This window comes from Vibrio sp. 10N.222.54.E6 (assembly GCF_041473955.1).
In the GTDB taxonomy this organism is placed as follows: domain Bacteria; phylum Pseudomonadota; class Gammaproteobacteria; order Enterobacterales; family Vibrionaceae; genus Vibrio; species Vibrio tasmaniensis_A.
Genome location: NZ_JBFRTD010000010.1, coordinates 351,687 through 372,497, shown reverse-complemented (window position 1 = coordinate 372,497; position 20,811 = coordinate 351,687). Strand labels below are relative to the sequence as shown.

7 protein-coding genes are annotated in these 20,811 nt (G+C 47.8%); 2 read left to right on the top strand and 5 right to left on the bottom strand.

The genetic code is table 11. The annotated features are described in order from the left end of the window. Positions 1-64: 64 nt before the first annotated feature. Entirely contained in the window at positions 65-1,759 is a 1,695-nt protein-coding gene (fadD, locus tag AB4513_RS06555) for a long-chain-fatty-acid--CoA ligase FadD (RefSeq protein WP_009847299.1), read from the top strand. Between the two features lie 144 nt (positions 1,760-1,903). Then, positions 1,904-3,022, top strand: coding sequence for a ribonuclease D (gene rnd, locus AB4513_RS06550; RefSeq protein ID WP_032500282.1), 1,119 nt, complete (start codon positions 1,904-1,906; stop codon positions 3,020-3,022). 99 nt (positions 3,023-3,121) lie between these two features. On the opposite strand, the gene pfaD is transcribed toward rnd, so the two are convergent. Genes pfaD through AB4513_RS06525 form a run of 5 tightly spaced genes read right to left on the bottom strand, consistent with a single transcriptional unit; the run spans position 3,122 to position 20,809 of the window. After that, entirely contained in the window at positions 3,122-4,759 is a 1,638-nt protein-coding gene (gene pfaD / locus AB4513_RS06545; protein ID WP_009847297.1) for an eicosapentaenoate synthase subunit PfaD, read from the bottom strand. A 30-nt stretch (positions 4,760-4,789) separates the two neighbouring features. Next, positions 4,790-10,732, bottom strand: coding sequence for a beta-ketoacyl synthase N-terminal-like domain-containing protein (locus AB4513_RS06540; protein WP_009847296.1), 5,943 nt, complete (start codon positions 10,730-10,732; stop codon positions 4,790-4,792). Further along, entirely contained in the window at positions 10,729-12,777 is a 2,049-nt protein-coding gene (locus AB4513_RS06535) for a PfaB family protein (protein WP_009847295.1), read from the bottom strand. The genes AB4513_RS06540 and AB4513_RS06535 overlap by 4 nt, the downstream gene beginning before the upstream one ends. Further along, positions 12,777-20,618 carry a type I polyketide synthase gene (locus AB4513_RS06530; protein WP_102257781.1) on the bottom strand — a complete coding sequence of 2,614 codons (7,842 nt, stop codon included), beginning with the start codon at positions 20,616-20,618 and terminating at the stop codon, positions 12,777-12,779. Before AB4513_RS06530 ends, AB4513_RS06535 begins: the two co-directional genes overlap by 1 nt. Continuing rightward, the gene (locus tag AB4513_RS06525; protein WP_083784101.1) at positions 20,618-20,809 is read right to left on the bottom strand and encodes a hypothetical protein; all 192 of its coding nucleotides are present in this window, start codon (positions 20,807-20,809) and stop codon (positions 20,618-20,620) included. Before AB4513_RS06525 ends, AB4513_RS06530 begins: the two co-directional genes overlap by 1 nt. Between the last annotated feature and the right edge of the window lie 2 nt (positions 20,810-20,811).

The window sequence follows — 20,811 nt, the reverse complement described above, 5'->3', positions numbered from 1 at the left end:
CTGTAATACCGCAATGATAAAAAGCGGCGAAGCAGTCGTCAGCTGATAAACGAGGAGTAACATCGTGGATAAACCTTGGCTTTCACGTTATCCAAGTGACGTACCAGAAACGATCAACCCAGATCAGTACCAATCTCTCATTGAAATGTTTGAACAGTCGGTACAGAAGTTCGCCGACCAACCTGCATTCGAGAACATGGGATCGATTATGACATTCCGTAAGCTTGAAGAGCGCAGTCGTGCTTTTGCTGCTTACTTGCAGAATGATCTAAAACTGAAGAAAGGCGATCGTGTCGCGCTGATGATGCCAAACTTGCTGCAATACCCAATTGCACTGTTTGGTGTACTGCGTGCAGGTATGATTGCTGTGAACGTCAACCCACTGTACACGCCTCGCGAACTTGAACACCAACTGAATGACTCTGGCGCAAAGGCGATTGTTATCGTTTCTAACTTTGCGAGCACACTAGAGAAAGTCGTTGATAAAACTCCGGTTAAACACGTTGTACTCACTAGCCTTGGGCAAATGTTGCCACGAGCGAAAGGTACGATTGTCGACTTCGTAGTGAAATACGTAAAAGGTATGGTGCCTAAGTACGATCTACCGGGTGCCATTTCATTCAGAAAGGCACTTTACAAAGGCCGTCGTCTTCAATATGTGAAGCCGTTTATGGCGGGTGATGACATCGCATTCCTACAGTACACAGGTGGTACAACGGGTGTAGCGAAGGGCGCAATTCTAACGCACCGCAATATGATTGCGAACGTACTTCAAGCTAAAGGGGCATACAGCCCTGTGCTACAAGAAGGCCGTGAATTGGTGGTAACGGCATTGCCGCTTTACCACGTATTTGCATTGACAGTGAACTGCTTACTGTTTGTTGAGATGGGTGGTCGTAACCTTTTGATTACTAACCCTCGTGACATTCCTGGCTTTATTAAAGAACTACAAAAAGTTCCGTTTACCGCGATTACTGGCGTAAACACCTTGTTCAATGCGCTAGTGAATAACGAAGATTTCCACGAGTTGGATTTCAGTAACATGCGTTTATCTGTTGGCGGCGGTATGGCGGTTCAACGCGCTGTTGCTGAGCAATGGAAGAAAGCGACAGGTGTCCACCTACTTGAAGGCTATGGTTTAACTGAATGTGCTCCTTTGGTCACAGGTAACCCATACGATTTGAAAGACTATACGGGTGCAATCGGCCTGCCAGTACCATCAACAGAAGTTCGTATTGTTGATGATGAAGGTAAAGTGGTTGGCAATGACCAAGTGGGTGAATTGCAGGTCCGTGGTCCTCAAGTGATGCAAGGTTACTGGCAGCGTCCAGAAGCGACCAAAGAAGTGATCGATCAAGACGGTTGGCTATCGACAGGTGACATCGTTAAGTTTGATGATGAAGGCTTGTTGTACATCGTTGACCGTAAGAAAGACATGATTCTAGTGTCGGGCTTCAACGTTTACCCGAACGAGATTGAAGATGTTGTGGCTCTGCATGGCAAAGTGTTAGAAGTTGCGGCTATCGGTCAACCTCATGAAGTGTCAGGTGAGTTGGTTAAGATTTACGTTGTGAAACGTGACCCGAGCCTAACCAAAGAAGACATTATCGCGCACTGTCGTGAGCACCTAACGGGCTACAAGATCCCTAAATTGATTGAGTTCCGTGAAGAACTACCAAAAACCAATGTAGGTAAGATCTTACGCCGAGTGCTTCGTGAAGAGAACGATGCTGAGCTTGCTAAACGCGCAAGCGAGTAACGAGCTCATTTACGAGAAGATGATGCACCATAAGCCATAGCAGCGCTTAATCTAAGCGAGCGCTGAAAAATGGTGTTAGAATGCCGACAGTTAATGTCGGCATTTTTGTATCCGGCGATCAAAGTAAAATCAGTGAGAGTTTTTGTGGATTATCAAATCATTACCCAAGTGAAAGACCTTGAGCGAGTTTGCCAACAAGCACGTGAAGCCGATGTTGTTATGCTTGATACAGAGTTCGTTCGTACAAGAACCTATTACCCTCAATTAGGCTTAATTCAGTTATTTGATGGTGAAACGCTGTCACTGATTGATCCTATTGCTCTTGATGAAATGACCCCGTTTGTTGGGTTATTGAAAGACACTTCAGTACTGAAAGTTTTGCACGCGTGTGGCGAAGATCTAGAAGTGTTCCAGAACGCATTTGGCTGTACGCCAACGCCAATGGTTGATACGCAGATCATGGCAGCCTTCTTAGGTCATGGTCTTTCAACTGGCTTTGCAGCTCTCGTTTCAGAGTTTGTAGGCGTTGACCTAGATAAGAGTGAATCTCGCACCGACTGGCTAGCGCGTCCGCTTTCTCAAAAGCAACTCGACTACGCAGCAGCAGACGTTCACTACTTGATGCCAATGTACAACAAGCTTCTAGAAAAAGTGATGGAAGCGGGCTGGTGGGAAGCGGCACAGCAAGAGTCTGATTTACAAGTGGCTAAGCGCATCCGTAAAGCAAACCCAGATAACGCTTACCTTGATATTAAAGGCGCGTGGCAGCTAAAGCCTCAGCAGCTAGCTATTTTAAGACCGCTAGCAACTTGGCGTTTAAAAGAAGCGATTAAGCGTGACTTAGCGCTGAACTTTGTTTTCAAAGAACAAGACCTATGGGCTGTGGCGCGTTTTGCGATGAAAGACCCTAAGCACATGGAGCAAGAAGGTTTTGATTACCGCTCTGTACGTCGCCATGGCGCTAAAATCAGTTCAATCGTTAAGTTAGCTGAGCATACGCCAGAAGAAGAGTACCCTGCGCCAGTAGAACGTCTAATGGACTACCCAGGTTACAAGCAACTCTTCAAAGTGTTGAAAGATGAAGTGAAAACAGCATCGCAACACAGTGGTTTAGCGACTGAGTTTTTGGCGTCGAAGAAGCAACTTAATCAAGTGTTAAGCTGGATTTGGAAGTACGATCGTAATCCTGAAAAGCTGCCAGATGTTATGCAAGGTTGGCGTTTAGATGTGGTTGGCGAGAAGCTAAATAAAGCGATCAAATAACCAACGACTGCAATGACATTTCGATGATTCAAAGAAAAGCGACCCGTTAAGGTCGCTTTTTTTATTCGTTGAGCTTAATTAACCGCTGTATTGAAATGCCTAGGCCATTCTTTGCGTTGGCTTCCAGCGTGCTAGTTCCGGATCAAGCTTGATACCTTGCGAAGTCAGCAGGTTAACACGAGCCAAGTAGGCTGCGCCGTGCATTAGGTGTTTTGCTAGGTCGACTGCATTACGCTGCTGGTAATCATCTAGGTAGCTGTCTTTCGCCCATGCGTTGAATGCGCCAAGTGCCGGGCCAGCCCATACTTGATAATCCATCTCACGACCTTGTTCGCCGGTGTTTGACCAACGGCTAGAAAGACCCAAGTACCAACGGAAAATCAACGCCATTTTACGTTTCGGGTTACCTTCAGCACGCTCGATCTGTTTAGGATCGCGCTCGTTAAAGTGCGCCACAGTCCCTGCCCAAATGTCATCCAGTGTTGAACGGAATACTTGCTTCTCAAGCTTCAGACGCTCTTCTACTGGAATCGCTTCAATTGAGTCGTAGCGAGTGTAAAGTTCATACAACTTGTTCGCACGCATTGGGAATAAAGTGCCGCGCTTAACCACTTGCAGTTTCACGCCCATTTCGAACATGTCTGCTGCCGGAGCCATAGTCACGTCAGCCATTTCAGTTGTCGAAAGCAGCTTACGTGTGTGTTCGCTCGCGCCAGCCTCAACACACGCTTGGTTGATTGAACCGGTAACAATGTAAGCAGCACCCATGTTAAACGTCGCTAGAGCCGCGTCAGGCGTGCCTACGCCACCACCACAACCGACACGTAGCGGAGTTTTGAATTGGTACTGTGCTTGGGTTTGTTCTTTCAGTGCAAGAATCGTTGGCAGCAGGGTAACCAGTGGACGGTTATCGGTATGACCACCAGAATCGGCTTCTGCGGTAATGTCATCAGCCATAGGAACCAGCTGTGCCAGTTCCATCTGTTCTGCTGTGATTCGACCTTCATCAACCAAAGCTTGCAGCATTTTAACTGGAGCTGGTTGCATGAACTTACTTGCAACTTCAGTACGGCTTACCTTAGCAATAACCTTGTTGCCAATCTGAATCTCACCTTGTGCATCGCGGCTAAGGCCCGCGGCACGGTAGTGAACGATCTGCGGTGTTAGGCCTAAGAAGGCAGAAGCCTCAACCGTTTTCACTTTGTGTTTCAAAAATAGCTCTACACTGCCGCGCTCTAGAGCGGGTTCGCTTGGGCTGTGAATCAGGTTAAACGCATAAGGACCGTTTGGCAGTGCTGCTTGAATACGGTTGATCGCTTGCTCAACGCGAGACGGGATTAAGCCCGCCGCGCCAAATGAACAAAGAATGCCAGCTTGGCCAAGCGCAATCACTAACTCTTCAGATGAAATGCCGTTTGCCATTGCGCCCGCATAGTAAGCGTATTTCACGCCGTGACAGCGACGAAAATCTTCGTCGCCTAGGCTTTGTGTACCAAGTGCAGGAGCAAAGGCGCTAACAGGTTGGCTGTTCGCTGAGCTTGCTGAATCGCCCGATGCAATCTCTGCTTGTTGGCTAACACCTAACCCTTTTTCTGGGTGGTTCACGACGTAACAAGCAAGGCTTAAGTCTTTCAATATTGTCGACATTGCTGCGTTATCAAAGCGAGTTGTGCTCTCTTCGATCTGCCAAGGCCACGGAGATAGCTTTTCGTTATTGATTGTAGTTTGAGTTGTCATACTAAATTCTTTCCTAGTTCTCTGTCAGGCTTATGCTTCTTCGATACAAATCGCGATGTCTTTCACTTCGTAAATACGTAGACCATCTTTGCTCAGGTTTGCGTCGCCAACGATGATGCGTTTGCCGTCTTCGTCTTTGATTGCAGTGATGTGTACATCCAGTGACATCTGTTTGTTCAGAGGGTTAATCTGACCACGGTATTTCCATTTCACTTCAGATTGGATTTGACCAAACTTAGGATTGCGGAAGCCAGCACCAAGATCTTTATTTAGCGCATAGGTTTGCATCAGTTCGATGATCGCTTCGACACCTAGAGAACCTGGCATTACCGGATCTTGATGGAAGTGGAACTGGAAGAACCAATCGCTTGGGTCAATCGTACGCTCAGCGTATAGGTAACCCAGACCGTCTTTACCACCATCGCTGGTGATCTGCACCGTATCGATAAAGTTCAAGCGACCGCCAGCCAGTTGGTAGTGCTCTTGCACTTCACCAGTAGCAGAAACAGGTGCATTGAAGTAACGCGTCGTTTTGTCTAGTAGGTTGATGTTTACATCCGGCGTGCGGTTGTTATCAACATGCCAAGGGTGAGTCACTTTACCGTTGTCCAAACCAAGCTGGTCTTTCAGTGCTGCGCCCTTGAAGTAACCGAATACCGCTGTACCTTGGTAGAACGGCACGCCGTCAGTGCTCAGTTCGAAGCTGAAGCTCTGAACGATGTTGGTGCCCATCATTACTGTTGAAAGCAGACGAGAATCGTTGGTGATCGTTTTGCCGCGCAAGTCGACGTTACGCAACATTTTGCCGCTGCCATCTAGGTTGCGGAAAAACAGTTCTTCACCTGGGAAACCCAGTGTTGTTCCCATGTAGCCAGAGATGAAGCCGTTTGGCTGCAGTGAAATCTCCATCAATACCGAGTAAGGCATTAGGGTCTGGTGGCTGTTTTCATCAAAGTACCATGCATTTTCTGGCACTTCGTACTCTGCGATACACGATGAAGGCTTCTTGAAGTCGCCACGCTTACCGTCGATCTCAACCACACGAGTGGTTAGCTGCAAGTCGCCACACGGAGTACGTGGTGGAATCATTCCACGGTAGATAGAGAAATCAGGACCGAAACACTTCTCGATATCGCCAGTCGCGAATTCGAACATGTGGTAAGGCGTGAATGGAACCGTATCGGGTGTGCGGTTTGGGTAATCTGGAGTTGCCGGAGCTTCAACGTGTTGAAGAGGAACCACACCTTTGTTTGGTGCAGTTTCTAGGTCTTCAATTTGAGCCATCAATGGCGCATTCGCTGAAGCCTGTTGGTTCACTTCTGGTGTATGGCCCAAGCTTTTATGGTCCAAGCTTTCGATAACAGGGGTCGCGACAGCTGATTCTAAAGAAGGCAGATAACGAGTACATTCGTCGTCTTCTTTGATCATCACACCCAAGTTTTGGAAATCAACAATCACTTTGCCATTCAGCAAAATATCGATGTTAGCTTTCGCGTATGGGCGAGGGCTTAGACCAATCTCAGTCACTTCCATGCGGTAAGTCAGTTCTGCCGATTGTGGTAGAACTTGACCACGGCAACGTACTTGTTGAGGCGCATTTTCAAGCGGTTGGAAACGACCATTTTGAACAAGCGTGTGCATGCCAAGGTGCATCATGAAGAACTGAAGCAGTTGACCACAACCTTCTGCCATCAAAGAACCAGCCATTACCGAGTCATCTTTGAAGTGACAAGGGAAGTACCAATGCTCAGGCTCTAGCTGCTTATGACCTTCAATCAGACCAAGTCCCCATGTGCCACCTTGTGGTTCAACACGACTAACCTTTTCGATCATCATGAACTTCTCTGAGCTGAAGCATAAAGAAGGCTGGTGGCTATTGGATTGGTGAGTTGGACCAAAACATTCTGCAATGTTGGCAGTCAGTAGATGACGCAATTCTTGGTGGTTAAACTGAGTTTTAGGGCAGTGCAACATAGGATCGAAGCGTTGCTTAGTTGCAAGCTTACGAGCCTTGATTTCATCTTCAGTGTGAATCACACCCTTGCCATCTGCCAACTCTTCATCGGTGAAGAAGCCCGCACAGCCGTTATCCATTTTCAGGATCATCTTGTCGCCAACGAAACATTCGTACGAGAAGAAGAACAGCAGCGTGTCGCCATTGCGAGCAAAGTTGTTGATTGAGATGTCGTAACGCAGTGTATCGCCACCACGAGGCAAGTCGCCAAGGAAGGTCAGCGTGCAATCAAGCAGGCGATAAACACGCTCACCTTTGTTTTCGAAATCAATACCTAAGTAGCTGATTAGCATTAGGTCACACTGACCAGATTCAACTGCAACAGCCCAAGGGATCTGACCATCAACAAGATACGGCGCATCAACTGGGATGTCGTATTCTGTGGTCATTGTGCTTGGCTTGTACTCGTTAACGGTCGCGTTTAGCTTGGTTACACGAGATACCAGTAGGTAGTCCGTGGTTGGCAAGCGAACGCGACGCGAGTAGCTATCGATGATCGCGTAATCAGGGCCAAATACGTTCGCAATATCGCCTTCAGCGTATTCAACCAGATCATCGTAATCCCAGATACATGGCTTACGGATAGGTTTTACTGGTGCTGGCGTCGCAAGTACGTTGACTGGCGTTGACGAAACCTGAGCCGGTTGAGCTTGAACAGGCTGAGCTGGCGTTTGTTGACCAGTCGTTTGTTGGCTGGTCGTTTGTTGAATCAGGGCATTGCTATCTAAACCAGATGTCACTGCGTTTAGCTGTGCTTTTAATAACGCATCAGCCATCTGCATGCCTTGGGCACGTGTGTGCAGGAATGCTTTGTGTACCTGTTGAGCCGCTTGCTGGTTTTGAGCAAAAGCTTGGTTTTGGCTTAGATTTTGCGGCTGCTGTGAAGCTGCGTCGATTTGAGACGCGCCATTTTTAGCGGATAGGACATGAGTCATATTGCTGTGGTTACCTGTTAGCTGACTGTGGCGAGTTGGCGCCAGAGTAGGAGATACTGATGTAGGAGTTTCGATGACTGGCTCTATCGCGTTTTGCGCTAATGCATTCTTCTCTAACTCTTTTTGTGCAAGGGCTGCTTGAATGCTTGCTGTCGTTGGAACCGACGCCACTCTTGCTGCTTGTTTACCAGAAGCTTTCTGTTGAATCGTTGCCAAGTTGGTCACTGGGGTTTGGGCAATATGTTGATAGATATCACGACCACCAAGAGTCACTTGCTTAACTAATTGACGTTTAGCATCGCTCGCCAGTTCATTGCTTAAACGAACGGAAAGTGATTGAGATTCAACACTCGATTGGCTTAGTAGCAGCTGTGAACATTGTCCTTCGCTGATGTTGGCAACAATCGCGCTCTTAGAACTGACATTCGGATTCAGAGGTGCAAGGTTCAGGTTGAGCAGACCGTGTAGCAGGCTTGCCATACCAGAAGCAGCAGAGCAATGACCCACACGTTGACTTGCTTGAGTAGTCTTTGTGTTCCCTAAACTTAGAGACGAAAACTGATGAGATGAAGATTCTGGTGCATGGTTAAGCTCAAGCAGAGAAACATCGTTCGAGCTCATACCGACTTGAGTCAGTAACTCATCAACAACGGCGTTGTTATTCTCGCTTGAACCAAAAGCTAAGGCGTTGATGCTGCCGTAAGCCGCATCTTGGTTGCTCGCTACTTGGTTTTCTTCAACAAGAACAATCGCACCTGCACCTTCACCGACATTCCAACTGCCATCTTGCAGCTGTCCGAATTTTGGAGCTAGCGTCACTGGGCTTACGCTGTTCTTCAGAATCACATGTTCTGCACTGCCGCTTAGGTCGACGGCTGCAATCACAACGGCATCCATCGATTCTTGTGACATCAAGTTTTGTGCAACATCAATACAACGAGCAACCGACTGTTCAGCAGCTGAAATCGTAAAGGCAGGGCCATTAAAGTCCCACAATGAAGAGATACGCGAAGCCATGATATTGCCGATGAAACTGGTGTATTGGTTCAGCTTGGCTGCGTCCATCACACTGTCCATCGCGATGGTTTCTAGCGCTTGGTATTCGTCTTGAGTTAGTTCGATACCCATGTTGGCAAAGCTGTCAGCCAATTGGCTATGCAGGTTTACGCGTCCACGGAATTGGTGCATCTCAAGCTCTGTTTCCATCGCAACTAAAACCGCAACCTTTTGGCCTGCAACAAGCTTGGCATCTTTGATGGCTTCGTCTGCAACTTTCATCAGTAGCAACTGCTGAGAGATCAAACGGTCATCTTCATTTGGCGGCACTTTGAAGCGCAGGAAATCGAGATCGAATTGATCGATGTACGCGCCATTTGGAATACCGTGTAAACCAAACTGATTCAGTAGTTCTGGATGTTGGTCTAAGCCTTTCCAGCGCTTCTTAGGCAAGGCAATGAAAGCATCGTTGTTGGTCTCAATCGCAGTGCTTAGCGCGTTGATGCTCTGCAGAGAACCAAAGTGAGACGCTAGACCAGTAATGCTTAAATTAGATGGTTGTAGGCTTGGAGACGCTGACTCTTGAGTCGGGTTTACATGACTGGTGTCTGAATACGCTTCAAGCAGTAAGTGAGCGTTACAGCCACCGAAACCAAAGACAGAAACACCCGCACAGCGCTCTGAGTTGCCCGCTTTACTTGGCCAAGATTGAACCTGCGTTGGCAGAGTCTGTGAGCCAAATAAACCTTCTGGCGACGATAGTGGCTTATCCAAGTTAATACTTGGCGGAAGCACACCTTCTTTCATCGCAAAGATCATTTTCATGATCCCTGGCATACCCGCCGCAGTCAGCAAGTGACCGAGGTTGGACTTAGCAGAGCCAATCAATGGCGGGTTCGAACCATTCAATTTGTCAGCAAAGAAACGCTCCATTGAGGTTAACTCAACCTTGTCACCTAATGGTGTACCGGTTGCGTGACACTCAATCACTTCAATGCTGTCTGGTGATAAGTTCGAAGCCTCGTAAGCGCGTTCAAAGGCTTGGACTTGTCCTTTGCTGTTTGGGCTTAATACGAACTGGCCTCGGCCATCGTTCGACAAGCCAATACCGCTGACGACTGCGTAAATATTGTCGCCATCACGCTCTGCATCAGCTAAGCGTTTTAGGACTAAAACCCCCGCACCTTCGCCAGCAAACAGACCTTTACTGTTGCTATCAAACGGAACCGACACACCGTGATCAGGGTAAGCGTGGAAGATCGAAAAACCCATATTGATAAAGAATGGGTCAGCACCGGATACCGCGCCTGCCAACATCATGTCGGCTTTGCCTGTATTCAAGTAATCACACGCTAACTTCAATGAATACACAGAGCTTGCACATGCGGCATCTAGACTCAGTTGTACGTTACCTAAACCCAATGCATCAGCCACTAACTTAGAGGCGTTGTGTGCCGCTGCACCATTGATAGGGTTGAGGTCTTGCGCGGTTTCATTGGTTGGTAGCAATGAAAATTGGTCATTAGCTAATTTATCTTTAAATGCTTTCTCGACCACCGAGTGATAAATCGGTAGAAACAGGTCGTTTGAACGTGTGGTTGGGAACGAAAGGGCACCCATGATCACGCCTGTGCGCTCTAAAACATCGGCATTCAGATCAATGCCAGCGTCGACTAACGCCTTACGACTGGTATCCAAAGCCCATAGGAAACTTTGGTCAACACCGTTGAACGATTCTGCTGTTAAGCGGTAGCCATTGCTATCGAAATTGAAGTTTTCGATGTAACCGCCTTTGTCACAGTAAAAGCGGTCTGACTCACCTTGCACGCCCTGATAGTTTTCAGGTTTAGCTCCTAACTTTTCAGCGCTTAATGTGGTTCGAGAATCTTTTTTATCCAGCAAGTTTTGCCAAAAGTCTTTTGGCGTATCAGCTTCTGGGTATTGGTTTGCAATACCAACAATCGCGATCTTATTGCACTTTACTTGTTGTTTGTTCTGAGCCTGATACTGGTTCGATTGAGAACTCATACTAGCTCTCCTTGATGATTCACTGCGCTGCCTTGAGACACACCACTTAATTGCTTAGCGGTGGTGATCTGTTGTTTTAGCCCTTGAATAAGTGGCTCGACAGACAGTGGAATTTGATGAGTAATGAGCTGACCAATGCATTTGATGAGCGTGACAACATCGTCACCGCCTTTGGCATTGGAAGCGATTGTGCAGTACTGGTCTGCTACGTTGTCGCTACGATTGATCTTGTCGATCAATGTGCTGGTTTGACGATCGGCACCTACTTCTACAAACAGACGAGCACCTTGTTGACGCGCACTCTGGATCAACGCGGTGAAATCCAGCGTTGAACAGAAAGTGTCGGCAATCGAAAGGGCGATGCTGTCACTGTCGATATTGATTGGTGCGCCAGTCGGTAGACCTGCTGCGCTGATAAAGCGGATATGCTTTGGCAACTCGTCGAACAGTGATTGCGTGTAAAACTCACGCACTTGGCTATGCTGACTCAGCGCTGGTGTGGTGTGCATCGCAGTAACACGGTTCGCGGCAATGCCACGTTTACCAAGCTTTTTGAGCAGAGCTCGACATGTGCTTTCACAACCGGCCAGTACGCAAGTATCACCTTGGATGATAGCGAGATAAGCGCGCGGAAACTCTGGTAACAGAGCTTCAATCGCTTGCGCATCACTGCGAACCACAAAGCTGTTCCATTGGATGCTTTCGTCGCTGTTCAACTGCCAATCTTGACGCACTGCGGTGAGTTCACCAGAAATAGCCGTCGTGAAGATAGGACTGGTTTGAGTCATCTCAATCAGCGCATGTGGGTTTTTCCAAACATTTAAGCTGGCCCACATGGAGGCTTCACCTTTGGAGTAACCCAAAGCGAAATCTGGCTGCACTTTGAATTCATCACACAAGAGCTGCGTTAGTAAATAACTACTGCCGACACCTGCAATGGCCAATTCACTGAGCGACATTTCTTGCGCGTCGTCTGCGTAGGTTTTTTCTGCCTGCAGCATCTCTTTCAAGTTACCTTCGCGCTCTAAACGAGCAAATAACTGTGGGAAATGTTGGTGAAATTCGCGCAACATGCCGGGATAAACCGTGCCAACACCAGGGTAAACAAATGCAACGCCACCTTTGCTTTGAGGCTTCGGTGAGAAACAACTGCCCGCTGGCGTTTTGTAGTGGCTATTGTCACCCATTACTTTTGGCAACGCATTTTCTATCGCGGTGATCTCTTGTAGTGCAGCCTCAATTGAAGCCGCCTGAATCACGATGTTTGCACCACGGCCAGCATTGTGTTGAACGCTTTGAAAGTGGCTTAGGTTTGAATGCATCAAGGTGGCGATAGCAAGTTCGCTGTCCGTTGAATCACTAACGCATTTTAGCTCTTCTCTTAACGAGGTTAGCTGAGAAACCAATTCAGTTTGCTCGCAGCCAAAAACCACAAACATCAAACGTTCGCTGGATAGCAAGGTTTTTGGTTCGTGCAAACCGGTCGCTTGAGTCAATATCAGGCTGGTGGCTTTTGGGCTATCGTCACTGAAAGTTAACGCAGCAACACGTGCTTTGTTTGGCTCAGTGAACCAGTAATGGTTAGGTAATGAATGGCTCGGTAATGAACGGCTCGATATCGCATTAATTATATTCAACAATTCATCAAACTGCTGCGAAGCCGATAAGTCAGAGTGTTGCTGTTGATGACTTAAATCTGAAGCGGGGCGGCGTGCAATATCCAGAGCTAGCTGAATGCTATTTCCGGTAGCTGTATCTACAAAGCTCGCCAAATTCGCGTGTGGGTGAATCTTATTCTGAGCAGCATTCAGCGCACTTAACATCAACAATGATGGTGAGTGATGATCCAAACAGAGCTTAACGACATTACCTTGATTGACTGTCTCGATGGCGTGAGCAAGTGCTTGATTAAAATTGCCATCAACCACAACAGTTATCATCTCTGGGAACGAGGGAAATAAGTCGGCAGAAAGCTCAGCCGCGTTTGCTGGCTGAGCTAAAAGAGCGATGCGCAATGGCATCGCTTTATTAGTAGGAACAGTCACTATGACAATTGCTCCTTTTCTGGGTTCTTAGTAGTCTCTTTCTTCGACACTGCTGAGCTAGACTTCGGCAAAAATGCGTCGTTTAAGCTTTTGCTGATGGTGACTTTTGCACCTTTCATTACCGCGCTTAAACGACCATCTTGGTGGTAAAGCGAGATATCAGCTTGAAGCGAACGAGCCGTACTTTTTATCACGCTCAGATCTAGCCAACCTTGGTCACCATCGTGCATCGGTGCGTAACAAATAAACTCACCGATTGCAGACGGTAGGCTTGCCGCGCCGTATTTCAATCGAGCCCATACCAACATGGCTTGCAATAGATAATCTTCAGCAAATGGCTGGCTATCACCAAAACCTTGCTTCGGAATAAATGATCCGCAGTCGCTGTTTTCAATCTGAGGTAGTTGGCACTGAGCCAATAAACCTAAGTCGTCAAAGCATTCGACTGAGGTAATACCTTGCAATCTTGGTCCATGAAACAGAGTGCCGTCACTGTATAGAGCTTGTGCCGTTGTTACAGGAGCTGAAGTGTTGGCTTCAAAGCGCTTTGTCGACGCTTGTTGAACATCTTCAGAAACTTGCACAGAGGCAACTTGCAACTGAGCTTGATACTGTGGTCGTCCTTGGCAACTGATCACTGCTTTTAGCTGACCTTTTGATTTAGCATCAGAGGAAAGAACCAGTCTTAGCTCTTGCACTTCATCAGTATCAAAAATCACACCTTTCAGCAGTTTGTAGTTGTGAACGCTAACGTTCACCCCTAACAGTTGCTCAGCGATTTCACGCATCCATTGGATGGCACACACTGTCGGTAACACTGGGTTACCGGCAATGCAGTGATCTTGAATGAAAGGCAATGCCTTAGGATCAAGATGACGTGTCACAGTAATGCTTGTATTCAGCGGACTCTCTGCAAGATGCACAGACTCCGCATTAAGCTTTTTTACAGCAGCTTCCTTGTTGTCAGAACCTTGCATGCTCGTGCCAACCAGCAGTTGAATGCCAGTTTCGTTCAGTAGTTGAGAGCTAAATAGCTCTGCACCCGCTTGAAGAGGAATTACGTACACACCGCGCTCTGTAAACATACGCTTCAGCGCTGCGTTTACCATGCCGCCGTCCCACGGTCCCCAGTTGAAGCTCATCACTTTCGCTTGAGGGTTACGAGCAGACAATTGCAGAGCCGCTTTGTTTAGGATTTCGTTAGACATCGAGTAATCGCTTTGGCCTGTGTTTCCGTAGAAACCCGCCGCCGAAGAGAACATCGCAATCAGTTTTAGCTTGCTGCTATCAAGACCACCAAGAACCGCTTCTAGTCCGCCCACTTTCGTGCCGTAAACCATGTTCAGTTCATCAAGTGTTTTGTCTTGAATGTGTTTGTCAGCCAGTACACCAGCGCCGTGGATAAGACCTGTGATGCCTTCGAAATTCGCCAGTGTTTTCGCTACTGACTCATGGTTCGATACATCTAGGCTTAGGTATTCAGCGCTCGCGCCAATCTCGTTGAAAGCGGCAAGTGCTGCGTTGATTTCAAGGCTGCTCAATACAGGTTTTAGCAAGGTATCAACTTTCTTAGGCGTTGGTTTGTCACCTGTTGCTTGTAGGTGAGCGATAGCCGCTGGTTTTAGCTCTTTCTCTTGCTTACCTTGTGCCCACTGAGGTAGCTCAGCTGAAGTAATATGCTTACTACGACCTGCAAGAATGAAATGAGATTTACATTGCTTAGCAAGCGTCAGTGCACATTCAAACGTCACGCCTTTAGCGCCACCAGTTACGAGAACTTTGTCGCTCTTGGTGAGTTGAGCGCCTGTGTTTTTAGTTTGTGCAGCGCCTGGTGTTGTCGCAATCAGTGTTGCACGACCAGATTCACCGTTTTCCGCATGGCTAAGGCCGATTTCAACCGTGTTGGTATCGATATCGAACAGTTCGCCTGTGATAGCTTCAGCTAGGTGACGAGCATCAATAGAAGCGTCAGCATCCAATGCACGGCAGAACACGTTTGACCATTCATGGCTCAGTGTCTTAGTTAGACCAGACAACGCGGCTTGGTTAAGTTCTGCATTCGCTAGTTGCTTAGTATCTAGGTAACCAAAGCCACCATCGATACGGCTTAGTGTGAAGAACACACTACGACCAGAAACGGCATTCAGTTGGCCATTTAGGTGCTTGGCGAATAAGAACGCTGTCGTCAGTGAAGCTCTGGAGTCTGCATTCAAGTTAACCGCTTGCTCGTTGCTTTGTTTCGCATCAACGATAGCTTGTAAATGAATGAAGCCAGCAATCACTTTGTTCGACGTTTTAAGGTCTGCTTCGATGCCGTTAATAACCGCAGTGACACCAGCATCATCGACGCTGTTGAGTGTGTAGCTTGCGATTTCACTGTTTAAAGGTGACGCGGCAGAAAGAGCACTACGCACTACAGCCACTTGAATGCCGTTAGCGGTCAACTTTTCTGCTAGAACACCGGCGTTGTGACCATCATCTGTGATCACGACACAAGCGTCTTTTGAGAAACAATCGACGAGTTTATCTGCCGCTGGTAGCTTTTTTAGCGCTACCTCATTGTGTGGAGGAAGTTCCGCTGTCGCTGTTTCTGCGATAGGCGTTACTGATTCAGCTTTTGGAGTTGCTGCGGGTGCAGCAGCGGATAGCTTGCTTTGCATGTAGGTAACGATTTCACCAAGCGTACGACACTCAGCTAGGTCTTCAGGGTTTAGCTCTGGCAGCGTTGGTAGCTGGTCTTGAACCGTACCCAGGATCTCGACGCGTTTAATCGAATCGATACCAAGGTCTGCTTCCATGTCCATCGCTAGGTCGAGCATTTCTGCTGGGTAGCCAGTTTTATCGGCAACCACTTCCATCATTGTTGATTGAACATGAGCAGGATTTAGGTCATTGCTCGTGCTTTCTGTAGCAGGAGCTACTGTCGCTGCTTCCGAACTAGGAGCTAACTTGCTGTTCATGCCTTTAGTATTCATGTAAGCAACGATTTCACCCAGAGTACGGCACTCCGCTAGGTCTTCAGGGTTCAGCTCTGGCAGTGTTGGTAGCTGGTCTTGAACCGTACCAAGGATCTCAACACGTTTGATTGAGTCGATGCCAAGGTCTGCTTCCATGTCCATTGCTAGGTCTAGCATTTCTGTTGGGTAGCCCGTTTTATCAGCCACTACGCTCAGCATTGTGCTTTGAACTTGTTCTGCGTTTAAACCGTTTGATACTGCTTGCGCTGGTGCAGATGCTTGAGTTGCTACTGGAGCAGAAGCTGGAAGTTTGCTGTTCATGTACTCGACTATCTCGCCTAGAGTACGGCACTCAGCGAGGTCTTCAGGGTTTAGCTCTGGAAGAGTCGGTAGCTCGTCTTGAACCGTACCTAGAATTTCAACACGCTTGATTGAGTCGATACCAAGGTCTGCTTCCATATCCATTGCTAGGTCGAGCATTTCAGTCGGGTAGCCCGTCTTTTCTGCTACCACTTCTAGCATCGTCTTCTGAACGACAGCGGCATCTAAACCGCTAGCTGCTTGAACTGAAGTTGCTGCAGTTTGAGCGACTACAGGAGCAGAAGCCGGAAGCTTGCTGTTCATGTAAGCAACGATTTCGCCAAGAGTGCGACACTCAGCTAAGTCTTCAGGGTTTAGCTCTGGAAGAGTAGGCAGTTCATCTTGAACCGTACCAAGAATCTCAACACGCTTGATTGAGTCGATACCAAGGTCTGCTTCCATATCCATTTCTAGATCAAGCATTTCCGTTGGGTAACCTGTCTTCTCAGCAACCACTTCTAGCATGGTTTGTTGAACGACTTTTGCATCAAGACCGTTAGCGGCTTGAACAGCAGCAGTTGCGCTTGGCTGTGCTGCCACAGGCGCTGATGCTGGCATCTTGCTGTTCATGTAAGTAACGATTTCACCAAGAGTACGACACTCAGCTAAATCTTCAGGGTTCAGCTCAGGTAGGTTTGGCATTTCGTCTTGAACGGTACCAAGGATCTCTACGCGCTTGATTGAGTCGATACCAAGGTCTGCTTCCATGTCCATTTCTAGATCAAGCATCTCCGTTGGGTAACCCGTTTTCTCGGCAACGACTTCTAGCATCACTTTTTCAGCGTCGGCTGTTTGTACTGCTACTGGTGCAGCCACAGGAGCTGGTTGCGCTTTAACTGGCACAGGTTGAGCTGCAACAGGCGCTGCCGCTTGAGCCGCTACTTGTGGTGCAGGAACGGCTTTCTGTACTGGCGTAACTTGAACAGACTGAGCTTGAACTGGCGCGGCTTGTACAGGAGTCGCTTGTACTTGAGCTACAGGCTGTTGGACGGTAGCTGCTGGAGTCGTTGGAGTAGCTGTAGCTTGAATCACTGGCTGAACATTTACTGGCGCAACGAAGGTTTGTTGTGCCGTTTGTGCTGAACCTTGCGTTAGCATATTAAGTGCTGAGTTGTTGCTGTGCGCTTGCATTTCTAGGTAATGAGCGTGCGCTTTTAGCGTTTCAGCTTGGTGCTGGTGGAACATTTCCATAGAACGTTGCAGGTTCTCAGGAATTGCTACGCCTGCTGTTGCCATTTTCGCTTGCTCAGACATTAAGGTGTTGAACGTGTCACCGTATTGCTGAGGAATCGCCAAGAATTGCTGATGTACTTCTGCTGCTTGTTGTTGAGCATTGAAGAACGACTGCAATGAAGACTCATCTACCGTTACTTGAGCTGTTGGCTGACTAGTCGCTGGGGCTGTTTGAACCACTTGAGGCTGCTGAGCTGTTGTTGCTACTTGTGCGCTTGGTGCTGGAGCAGCTGACTGTTGTACATTTGAAGCTTGAGGAGCAGCCACAGGTACTTCAACGATTTCTGTTTTAATCACTTCTTTTTCCACGATTTTCTCGACTTCAACTTTCACTTCAACAATCTCAGTCTTTTCGGTGACGTTGCCCGAAGCCAATGATTGATCCATTTTCTTACGAGTAGCAGGGCTGATGTAGTTGGTTGCATTCAGCTTGATGTTCATTGGTGATGCCTTCGCAGGTTCAGCAATGTCAGCTTGGTAAGGGTCAATGTTGTCTAATGAAATACCTGCCACGCACAGTTGAACCGCAGCTAAGCGAAGCTGTTGGTCACTGTCGCCTTTAGGGCTTGGGTTGATGCTGATTGCGTAAAGCTCTTCGTTCTTATCAGCCAATGTTTTCTCAACCAGCTTTTGAAGAATGTTTTTCGGACCGAACTCAACGAATACGCGCGCGCCTGCTTCATACATCGCTTCAATTTGCTCGCTGAAACGAACCGATTGCAGCATGTGTTGCTTGAACGCTTTCTTGATCGCTTTAGCGTCTTTGCTGTGCAGTTTGCCCGTTGCGTTCGAGTAAAGCGGCAGCGTTGGAGCGCTGAATGAAGCTTTATCAATTGCAGAAGCAAATGGTTTTTGAGCGTGAGCAACAAGCGGTGTGTGGAAAGCACCAGACACTGGCAGAGCAATCGCTTTGAAGCCTTGTTCTGTTAGCGCTTGTGCTGCTTGTTGAACCGTTGCAGTTGGACCTGCAATAACCAGTTGAGTCGGAGCGTTGTAGTTGGCAATGCTCACGCCTTCGAATTGGCTGATGCAGCTTTCAACGGCTGGAAGTTTGTCTGCGTCTAGGATGACCGCAAACATCGTACCGCTGTCACCTTGTTCTGGTGTTGCAGCCATCGCATCGCCACGAGCGAAAGCTAGCTGGTAGTAATCGTCTTGCGAGATAACACCCGATGCACATAACGCGCTTAGCTCACCAAAGCTGTGGCCTGCGACCATGTCTGCTTTGAAGCCAGCTTGAGTCATGATGTCGAACTGACCCATAGACACAGTACCAATCGCACTTTGAGCATTGGCCGTGTTGGTTAACACCGCTTCTTGAGCTTTGGTTGCTTCTGGTGTGAAGGTTGGAATTGGGAACAGAATTTGCGACAGAGCTGTTTTCTTGTGCTGACCAAATACTTGATCCGCTTGAGCAAGCTGTTGGCGCATTTCAGGGTAGTGACATGCAAGCTCGCGACCCATGTTTAGGTATTGCGAACCTTGACCTGCAAACAGAGCTGCTACTTTACCCGCACCATTTTCTGCAATCAGTGCCGACTCACGGTAGCTAGCACCGTTTGGCATCTGCCAATGTGTTTTGGTTTGGCTCTCAAGCATAGAAATCGCTTGAGTCAGTTGCGCTTGCAGGTCTGCTTGGTCAGTGACAACTAAACCAAGACGAGCGTGCTTAGCGTCTACTTCGCGTAGAGCGTGCTGCTCAGCAAGCGCTTCCAGTTTGAACGCGGCGTCTGCAGCTTGAGTTGAAACTTGTTTTAGCTCATTGATCAATGCTTGACGAGATTCTGCGCTGAATAACAGAGTTTGCGGTACTTGGCGCTGACGGTATTTATCACCGCGAGCGTGCTCTGGCGTGTACTCTTCCAATACAACGTGGAAGTTAGTGCCACCAAAACCGAATGAGCTGATACCTGCACGGCGTGGTGTGCCGTCGACACGTTTCATCCAAGGACGCGTTTGTGTATTTAGGTAGAACGGTGAGTTCTCGATATCCAACTTAGGATTCGGAGCCGATACGTTAATCGTTGGCGGCAGTACTTTGTGGTGCAGTGCTAATGCAGCTTTGATTAAACCGGCAGTACCCGCGGTTGATTTAGTGTGACCAATTTGAGATTTCACAGAGCCTAACGCAATGTGTTGCTTCTCTTCGTTGTTCTCACTGAATACTGAGTTTAAGCCACCAAATTCAGCAACATCACCCGCAGCAGTACCAGTACCGTGCGCTTCTAGTAAGCCAAGCGTGTGCGGTGCAAAACCTGCATCATCGTAAGCACGTTTCAGTGCTTTAGCTTGCCCTTCAGGGCGAGGCGCGTAAATACTCTTGAACTTACCATCCGACGAAGAACCCACACCTTTAATTACCGAGTAGATTCTGTCGCCGTCACGCTCTGCATCTTCAAGACGCTTAAGAGCAACCATGCCGATGCCTTCACCAATCATCATGCCTTTTGAATCGATGTCGAAAGGTTGAATGGTTTCGTTTGTAGTGAATGCTGGGGTTTTAGAGAAGCTCATGTACATGGTTGGTGAGTTATCAGTACACACACCACCAGTGATCATCATTTCACTGCGGCCTTCAACCAGCTCACTCAGAGCCATACGCATTGCAGCCAGAGAACCAGCACATGCAGCGTCTACTACACAGTTGATGCCACCAAGGTCAAAGCGGTTAGCAATACGACCTGAAATTACGTTACCCAATGAACCAGGGAACGAGTTCTCTTCCCAGTGGATGTATTGGTCTTGGAACTTTTTGATCAGCATTTCGCTGTCTTCGTCGTTGATGCCACTGCTCTTGAAGACTTTTTTCAAAACAGGGTATTGAAGACGAGCATTCAGGCTTTGAGCAATCTTCTGACCACCGCCTACACCAAGCGTAATACCGATCTTGTCGCGATCGTAACCTTCAGGCAGTTTGGCATCTTCAAGTACTTCTTTTGCCACGATCAGAGAAAGTAGCTGTGACGTATCCGTCAGTTCAAGGATATTTGGCGGAAGGCCGAACTCCATAGGGTTGAAGTCAACTTCTGGGATGAAACCACCGCGCTTACAGTAAGATTTGTCTGGCGTGGTACGATCTGAATCGTAGTAATCTTCTGGACGCCAGTGTGTATCAGGCACTTCGGTAATTGCATCGATCTTTTCGCTGATCAAATCCCAAAACTTGTTTAAGTAACGAGAGTTCGCAAACATGCTTGCCATTCCAACGATAGCAATAGGCATGTCTTTAAGACGTTTATTAAGTCGAGTGTCGTCGACTGATTCCGGTGTGTTTTTTTCGGGTTGGCTCATTATGAGTCTCCACTAGAAATCACAGAAAGTGATGTCGTGTTTTGAGGCTGCGCTTTTAAAGCTATAGAAAGAAAATCTGAAACAGACTTAGGGAAGCGCAGCTGAAAATTCAGGTTGCTGAGTGGCGGCAACCAGATAGAAATTAGTTTTACGAAGTGCGTTGACTTACGAGAGTAGGGGAGGTGTTTCATGC

Bases quoted from the DNA above. Each gene is read 5' to 3' on its own strand.
- AB4513_RS06530 (WP_102257781.1), bottom strand. From the start codon at position 20,618: ATGAGCCAACCCGAAAAAAACACACCGGAATCAGTCGACGACACTCGA.
- AB4513_RS06525 (WP_083784101.1), bottom strand. From the start codon at position 20,809: ATGAAACACCTCCCCTACTCTCGTAAGTCAACGCACTTCGTAAAACTA.
- AB4513_RS06540 (WP_009847296.1), bottom strand. From the start codon at position 10,732: ATGAGTTCTCAATCGAACCAGTATCAGGCTCAGAACAAACAACAAGTA.
- pfaD (WP_009847297.1), bottom strand. From the start codon at position 4,759: ATGACAACTCAAACTACAATCAATAACGAAAAGCTATCTCCGTGGCCT.